Origin of the sequence: Paenibacillus sp. GCM10012306 (assembly GCF_042649265.1) — a bacterium.
GTDB lineage: Bacteria > Bacillota > Bacilli > Paenibacillales > Paenibacillaceae > Paenibacillus_AQ.
Window position 1 is genome coordinate 236,189 of sequence record NZ_JBHRYW010000010.1, and the last position, 8,548, is coordinate 244,736.

Below are 8,548 nucleotides of genomic sequence, written 5' to 3' on the forward strand. Positions count from 1 at the left end.
ACACAATGATATCAATAGCGGAAGTATCAAGACAAACAGGCTTTTCAGCGAGAATGATTGATCGCTTGATTAAAGCAAGAAAGCTAATAGTGATAGAAAAAGGTGGCGGCGGCCTTCCCACCTTGATATGCAAAGAGTCAATGAAGGGTGCACTTGATGAATTCAATAAATTTCATGAAGAGTACATTTACTTCAAAGAAGTATTTGAAGCACTCCATCTTGATAACCAAGCTTTTTATAATTATGTAAAAACTTACGAAGATAAAAATAAAAATTTTGACCAAAAAAATTTTATGAGAGTAATAGAAATCAGGGAACCTTTGTATGGAGCTTTTGACAGGAGACTTTTTTTTAATCGAAGAGAATTTGAAGAGCTTCAGCGTGACTTCATTACGTTAGAAGAAGCCAGGGAGATAAAAGGTACGCCCGACCGAACTATTTTCAGTCATTGGTTAAAGAGACGACCGTTGCTAAAAATATTTTCGATAGGTTCAACCGGAAAAGCTAGATATGTCCGTAGAAACGATTTAATGGAAGCAATACATAATTTTAAGCCTAAAACAGATAGAAAACTTCCAGATTTTAATGTTGATGGATATCTTATGTCTAATCAAGTTATGGAATTAGCACATTTATCACTGAAGTATTTTAAGGTTATCGTAAAACAGAATATCCTTTCCCCATCTTTAAAAAAAGGTAATATAAAATATTTCAAGAAAGAAGATGTTGCTACACTGATTCAGCGTCAAGAATATGAGTTTCAAATACTCAGTCAAAATTACTACAGCTTTCTAGATATTCATACTTTACATCCAGATAAAAACAGGGATTTTTTCAATAAAACTAGTTCTATAAAAAAAATCGAAATACCTCCCTACCTTAGTTGGCATTTTCGCAATAGTGGTAAATGGTTGTACAAAAAAGAGGATGTTCATAACTTTTATATGGAAAGCCAAATTAGAAAGAGCTTAATCTTTGAGTCAACAATCACACATGCACCTTATGAATTCAATAGGCAATTACAGGTTTTGCAAATTGATATAGACCATATTCCTCCAATAACCAAGAAACTTTGGTCAGAATTCATATCAGACAAACTCCAACGCCCAGGAAATCAGTCTTACACAATAACAAGTTATATCAGAACTCTCGTGAAAACAACAGAAGTACTCGTTAACTTTATAAAGAAAGAAATTTATGAGTGCTCATCAAATGATATTAATCTTATTCTAACAAATTCACAGATACACAGACATATTAGGGAAAAATTATATGATTTTATACAATTCGTCTTCAAAGTCATCGAGATGAAAAGTAATATTAAACCTTCTAACATTGCTCGTCTTATAAATCCCAGGAAACTAGAACGCAAATCTTCTCATGACAAAAAATGCTTAACATTTGACGAATACTCAGATTTATTTAAACATTCCATAAACATTGAGTTGCATAAGCACTCTGCAATAAACTCAGCTATTCGATTAACAAAACATAACTGCACATCCGATAATTATGATTCCGCTTGGTTGTATGTTTTGCTGCATTTAAATAATGCATGGAGGCATAGCGACTGTCTTGATCTCCCTATAATTAGTTTAGAAGGTACTGATATTTTAGACTTACAATGGTTACAGAATAACGACATCAGTGACTCTGATATAAAAAAAATTATCTTTAGAATAAAAGCTTCACCTATGATCGTAAGTAAAACAGGAGCCGAGCGTCTCTTCTTCTGTGCTCCTCAACTAGAAAGAGCTTTTGTTACTTCTTATCTAATCTGCACACTAAAAACTAAAGCAATAGATAATACCGCCGATAAGGTGATTTTCAACATATGTGATATTAGTGGTCGAAAACTACTGAGTAAACCTTTTAAATTGTTTTTTAGGTTTTATTCAAGAAGTGATTTCCTATTTAAAAATAGACTGATGAATAGAACAGTGATAAGCCTTGTACAGTTTATTCAGACTAAATATGGTAATGAAAAAGACACCGAGTATCTTAGGATATTAAGAAGCCATGCAAATTTTGAAACAACTGACATTTATATAGATATTCCCCAACAACGTTTAGACGAAATCTCATTGCAACTCTTTGATAGAGATATCTTTGGTCATATTCCTGATGCATTTGCTGAAATACTTTTTGGAGAGGCAACTTCAGAGCACCACCGCACTAAACAAATAAAAACAATTATAGAGGACTTAGGTGATATATACAAAATTGAAGAAACAGCCGGGTTTATTAATGTTGTACTTCAGGTCAAGACTCATGCTTCCAGTGCTTTTTTTAACGAAAATGAGGAATATAAGGATATAGTACGCGGAATTATTAAGGAGATGTCACCTACGGAAATCAAAGATATTTATGGCAGATTAATAACAGGTCAGTTACCAAGTAAACAAAAAAACTATCAATGTCTAATATCAGAGTATGAATGTAAGTTCCCTGGAAGAGATTGTGGTCAATGCCCACTATCCATTCCGCATTTCTATGCACTATCATCAGTAGTCGAAAGAATCTTTAGGAAAATAGAGATTATTCAAAACACTTTGTTAGAAGAGCAGCCAAATGCTGAAAAAACAAGGATGGCTAATTGGTTAGCTATTGATTTACAGCTTTTAAAATATGCTCAGGATAAGTATGGGAAAGATGAAGTCGCTATGTTTGCCACAGGAATAAATAATAAATTAAAACTTATAGGCCCTATTAAACAATACCAATCTATATAGTGAGATGAGGAATTTATTTGAGTATTAAAGCTCTAGCAGCTAAATATCTGTATAATATCGATTTTCTTGATGAAATTGTTTTTGAGACTTCAGAAGTATTTGATTACAATTTTTCCAGAATGGAAGCATATCAGTTAATTGAGGACTTGAATAATATTCATGCACTTGATATTAATTACGAGTCAAATAAATGGCATTTCTATAATAATATTTCCGGTTGCACAGAAACTATGGATTTTAATTTTCTCGATTCCCTTACTTTTGTTAAACATCTAGACATTGAAAACGTAAAAACCGCACTTAAATGCTGGGTATTACACAGAATAGTAAAGGATAATTTGCGTGCCACATCCGTCGAAACATACTTTAATCATGTAAAAGAAGCTCTTCTAGTTACAAATGCATTTGCCAAAAACAGTGTAGAAGACTATTCCATATTCCTTGCCTCTTTAGCATTGCAAGATAGCCCAAAAAGGCAAAAAGTTATCTCAGTGTTGAATTTTTTATCTTTTTATGAAGAAATAGATAAAGAGCACCTGTACTCAGATAAACTAGGTAGAGTTTTAAGGAATCTAAAAAAACAAAACAAGTCTAGACTAATTCCGTCTGGCTTAGATATTCTAAAGTTCTCTAAGATGTTAGAAGATTATTTTGAAAATGTAGATACTAAGAGTAAGGAGTATATCCACTTTTTCCCAATACTGTTATGGTGGAGAATAACTACAGTGATTCCCTTACGTCCATTCGAATTTTGTGCCATTGAGACTGATTGTATGCTTTATGAAAATGAAAAGTGTTATTTAAAACTCCCGAGATTGAAAGGAAGAAAAAATAAGAACCGGAAGCAAATCATAGACAAAATATTAATCCCAAGACATATCGAAGAACTACTAAATGAATATAGCCATGTCATCGCACGCTTTAATCACAAAAGCAGAAAAACCTTTTTGTCTCGTTTGGCATATGAAAAAACGTTGAAAAACTCAATGAATATTATGTGTCGAAAAAGGTCCAATGACTATTTCCTAACCCCTGACTTACAAAGCCTAATTGAGAGATTCTATTCTGAAATAATACAAGGATATTACGGTTTTTCATACTCTAATCTAGCACCTGTTGGAAGGAAATCCACTCAGGTTGTGTATGAATGTAATAGCGATCTTATACGAGTACGCGCGATTGACTCAAGGCACATAGCGTTTATAAATATGCTTGCACAAGGTTGGAGTAAACCTGAGATTGCTAGATTTGGAGGGCATCTTATCCTTGAAACACAAGCAAATTACCAAAATCATGAGGAGTACTGGATTGAAGAGGAAACTCAAAAATTGCTAAAGACCTTTAGACTTGGAATCAAAACAAATACTAACATAAGCAGTGATGTTATTCAGTACAATTGTGAAACTCATACTTTATCTAACAGATTAGACGCCGCATTTAAACATAAGTTCGTCCTTAGACCTACAACAAGTTCGGTCACGAATAAATTAAAATTAGGTTATTGTACAGACCCGTTACAAGCTTGTAAATCCCATTGTTCACACTGTAACTATTGGAGAATCAGTGCAGAGGAATTTAGAGAAAAGAATAATGAAATACAACAATTTATTAACGAATGTGACAATCAAATCCATGATCTATTCGCCTTTTTAAAAGATACACATCGCTTTGTTCATAAAGGTGAGTTAAATACTCAAATTGCTGATAATGTACTTTCAACTCAGAAAAAGTTAAATGATCAACTTCTTAAACGTTCCACTTTCTTATTCAACTTAGAAAAAAGTACGGTTGATGAAAATGGCTAATAAAACAAGAATCTATGGCGAAGAAATAATTGATGAAATAATACATCGTTATATAGCTTTAAATAATATCACTGGTGAGATCGAATACAGTGGTGTACGTGACTTTGCATTTCATCTTTGGAATATTAAAGATCCATTATTTACAAACAAAATGTATTATCAATTGATTGATCCAAAAACAGACGAACTACCTAAAAAAAAAATATATAAAAATATTAAATTAAGTGATGATTTCTGGAGAAAACCTCAATATCAAGGGAGACAAAGGATAGACGCAGTAAATAATTTATTATCAGAGACCGTCTCAAAAGCAAATACAGTTGAACAGCACATTCCCAAGATTGATACAATAATTGAAATGCACAAAAATAGTCCCACACTGTTAAAGATGCATTTGAATCGTTTTGAGAAACTAATTAAATCATGTCTATCAAGAGAGAAAAAGTTAGAAGAAAAGGTGGAAGAATTACTGGGAAATATTTCGGAAATAAAAAAAGAAAAGAAACGAATTGAAAAACAAAATCAAGCACTTCAAGATACTTTATTTAAGTTGTTTGAATACAGTTATTCACGAGATGTTCCACTTGAAAATCAATTAAATACCGGTAAAGGTAGGTCCAACATAGTAGAGCGTGCACTTCGTGATACCTTTAGCGGAGACCCAAGCTCTTTTTATTCACTCTTTAATAATAACTCAAAGAAAACCCTCTCAATTGCAAGTCTTGATGAATATCGATCTAAACAAACCAACATCAAAGTATCTAGTTATGAAAAAGAATACGACTTTGATTAAGTCCAATAAAAAGAATCTTTTAATCAAAATTCTCTTTTTAACGACGAAAATCAGAATTTCATCATAATTTTTAAGGAAGCACGTATTAACTAACAGTGCAAGATTCGAGGCCAACTCTTATAAGAGTTGGCCTCGAATCTTACGATATCTCCAATCCTCTTGAAGATGAAGTCTAATCGTCTCTAAATTATAATGATGCTGGAAGTGTTTAAACTTTAGCCCTCTGAGGTAAAAAAGCACATATTAGAAATTCATGAGATAAACCAGGGGTTTATTCCTTTTTCTATTTTACGGAGTACGCTTTATCGCATCTTAACGCGTTTTTTTAATATCCTATCATCTTGATTTCTTCTCATTTAATTAACGTTTCCAATATGTGAGTCTATAGTAATTAACACTTTTTGTACGAGTTGTTCAATCATCTGTATGTCATGCACTGACCTTTTAGTAAGCACCTCATTTAAACTGTCCAGAATGACTTTTCTTGCCCTTTCATCATCCGACAGACGCTCTCCGGTGTAATACCTGAAAAAATCATTAGGGAGACATTCAAGGGCTTCTAGTATCCTCTCGAGGGTTTCTAAAGATATATTTCGTTCTCCCCGCTCCACCCCACCAATATAAGGCTGAGGCAATCCTACTTTCTCACCTAGTTGTTCTTGAGTATAATCCTTGCTCTTACGTAGTGCTCTTATTCTCTCTCCTACATATTCAGTAATATGAATAGTCACGATAACAACCACCTCTCTTTTAGAGTAGGTAAGTTGATCCTTAGGTTACAGATACTCATGTTATATATTTCTATTTGTAAATATATAATTTAAGGTCTATATTATTTTTTATACTGTATCAATTTCTAAAAGGGGATTTACTTATATGAGCACCTTACCAAGGCCAATAGTAATCGAAAATGTTCTGCAATATAAAATGCGTGGCAAGGTTGCTTACCAAAGCTACATGCCTGCTAGTACCGCATTGAATGTCACCTATGTAAAACACTATAATCACCCAGCAGGAAAAGGTTATCAAAGACCTATAGATTCAAAACGAAGTACCGACTTTGCGATTTACTTATCTAAAGGTGATGATGCTTTGTTTACGCCAGTATTATTAAATGCTGCGGGAAATTGGGAGTTCTCTCCATACGATAACGTCAGAACTAACTATGGAAGAATTGTTTGTAAAGGAAAAGCATCGCTTATGGATGGTCAGCATCGTCTGGGCGGAGTGGAACGATATGTTCAAGAAACACATGCTGAGTTAAACATTCCATTTTTAGCTTTCCATCATCTTGATGAAGAAGAAGAAATTCAGTTGTTTGATACAATCAATACAAAAGCTAAAGGAATCGGAACTTCTCTCAGTAAATACTTACGCCGAAATTCTGATGAGTACAGTTGGATTTCTACAGAACTGATCACACGACCTGAAAGTCCATTTCATAACATAGGTAGCATCGTTGGCAAACGTACTCGCGGACGTCACGTTACTTTACAAAACCTCTATCGGACAATTCAATTATTATTTAAAGAACAAAAATTGTTAGGAATAACTAATGAGGAAAAGTATCAAATCGCTTTAAACTACTACCGCGCTATTAAAGATCTCTTTTCTAAAGAATGGATTAATTACGGGGAGTATCGTATCACTCATATCGTTTGTCTGGATGCTCTTTCTATAGCTGGATCTAAAGTCTTGACAAACAGCTTAAATGAGCGCGGGAGAATCGACTACAACACAATGCATAAGCACATAAAAAAACTTCAGTCAATGGATTGGTCTTCTAATGGTCCACTAAAGTATTTGAAGGGGATTAGTGGGTCAAAATCTTTGTCAGTTGATCTTACTGATATAATGCTTTTATAAGATGGAACTTTTTTACTCTTACGTAAGTAATATCACTGAAAGTAACAATTGTATTTAATCATCTTACCTACCTAAATATTCACTTTTCGAAAAATTATTTAAGACAACTGATTATATGACCTAAGCCTTAATTTCTTAAATGATTGCATACAATGATTAAAGAAATCGATCAAACTATCTTTAAAAAATACGACTTACTAATTAAAATCGAACCCATGCTGGTATATTCTTGATCGCTGTTTATTATATAATTAATCCAACTTTACTTGATTTAGTAATTAAGTAAAGTGTGATCTATACAAACTAGTACTTGACCTCCGCTTGGTAGTTTACGAGTAGAATCAATCGAGAATGAGGGAACTACACTCGAAGTCGTATCCAATGGTACGACGGTTGGAGATACCTCTTTGCCTCGGTTAGTTGGAGATAGCAGATGGGCTAGGTTTTATCTTAGATCTTTTAATACTGCCCCAAGGTCGGCTGTTTGCTTAGTCAACCTTAAAATTATCTCAGTACGTATAACATCACCAGTTAGCCCAGAGCTTTCTTGATACTCTCCACATAAGATTTTGTTCCAATACTAAGCCCCTCATTCATTTGCTAGTACAAGCAAAACCCCATCGGAAACGATGGGGTTAAATGCTCTAAATTCAGATTCTCCTTTTTAAATTCCGCACAACATCATACATCCTTCTGTAAATTCCCACTTGCTTAGTGATATGAGTTACTAGATTGGTAATTATCTAGATAATATCTCAGCAGAAAGTTCACAAAGTTTTATTGTAAAATCATCCAAGTAACGGCTGACCATTCGGACCATGCCGCACCGTCGGTGACTTTCACCCGTACTTGCAACTTTTTAAAGGTTGAAAGTGCTGTGGTTACCGTCCACGTATTGCTGGTTAGAAGTGTATTCGTTGCCTGTACTCCCGAATCCAGTATCACTACTCCCGACTCGTCCAGCACCTGCACCTGGTAGCCCGTAAAGGTCGTCATGGCTGCATCCACCTGGGTCCATCCAATCGTCGGTTTCGTAATATTGAACACCGTTGGACTTGCCTGCGTTCCTGACGGTGTTGTTACCGTCACTACTGGTGCGCTATTCGACACAACGGCAACCGGAATGGTCCGCTGCACGGTGCTACCGTCGCCCAGTTGGCCAGAGGCGTTATTTCCCCATGCCCATACACTGCCGTCATTCTTCATCGCCAAACTGTGGCTGCTACCTCCGGCGATGCTTTTCACGCCGCTCAGACCGCTCACCTGCACCGGAGCATACCGTGTAACGGTACTTCCATCGCCCAGTTGACCATAAGCATTACTTCCCCACGTCCACACACTGCCGTCACTCT

6 protein-coding genes are annotated in these 8,548 nt (G+C 34.9%); 4 read left to right on the top strand and 2 right to left on the bottom strand.

Annotation, left to right across the window (positions count from 1 at the left end; translation table 11 throughout):
• Positions 1-5: 5 nt before the first annotated feature.
• The 3 genes from ACFORK_RS21465 to ACFORK_RS21475 are packed head-to-tail and all read left to right on the top strand — an operon-like array spanning position 6 to position 5,330.
• Positions 6-2,732, top strand: a complete 2,727-nt coding sequence (locus tag ACFORK_RS21465; RefSeq protein ID WP_379202800.1) for a hypothetical protein — start codon at positions 6-8, stop codon at positions 2,730-2,732.
• Between the two features lie 17 nt (positions 2,733-2,749).
• Positions 2,750-4,537 (top strand): hypothetical protein, encoded by a 1,788-nt coding sequence (locus ACFORK_RS21470; protein ID WP_379202802.1) that lies wholly within the window; start codon positions 2,750-2,752, stop codon positions 4,535-4,537.
• Positions 4,530-5,330 carry a hypothetical protein gene (locus tag ACFORK_RS21475; protein ID WP_379202804.1) on the top strand — a complete coding sequence of 267 codons (801 nt, stop codon included), beginning with the start codon at positions 4,530-4,532 and terminating at the stop codon, positions 5,328-5,330. The genes ACFORK_RS21470 and ACFORK_RS21475 overlap by 8 nt, the downstream gene beginning before the upstream one ends.
• Positions 5,331-5,686: 356 nt before the next feature.
• Here the strand turns inward: ACFORK_RS21475 and ACFORK_RS21480 are convergent, their stop codons facing one another.
• Positions 5,687-6,061, bottom strand: a complete 375-nt coding sequence (locus ACFORK_RS21480; RefSeq protein WP_379202806.1) for a helix-turn-helix domain-containing protein — start codon at positions 6,059-6,061, stop codon at positions 5,687-5,689.
• Between the two features lie 145 nt (positions 6,062-6,206).
• On the opposite strand from ACFORK_RS21480, the gene ACFORK_RS21485 reads away from it, so the two are divergent.
• Positions 6,207-7,196 carry a DGQHR domain-containing protein gene (locus tag ACFORK_RS21485; RefSeq protein WP_379202808.1) on the top strand — a complete coding sequence of 330 codons (990 nt, stop codon included), beginning with the start codon at positions 6,207-6,209 and terminating at the stop codon, positions 7,194-7,196.
• Positions 7,197-7,973: 777 nt separating this feature from the next.
• On the opposite strand, the gene ACFORK_RS21490 is transcribed toward ACFORK_RS21485, so the two are convergent.
• Positions 7,974-8,548: RCC1 domain-containing protein (locus ACFORK_RS21490; RefSeq protein ID WP_379202810.1), on the bottom strand; the 575-nt coding region annotated here is incomplete at its 5' end.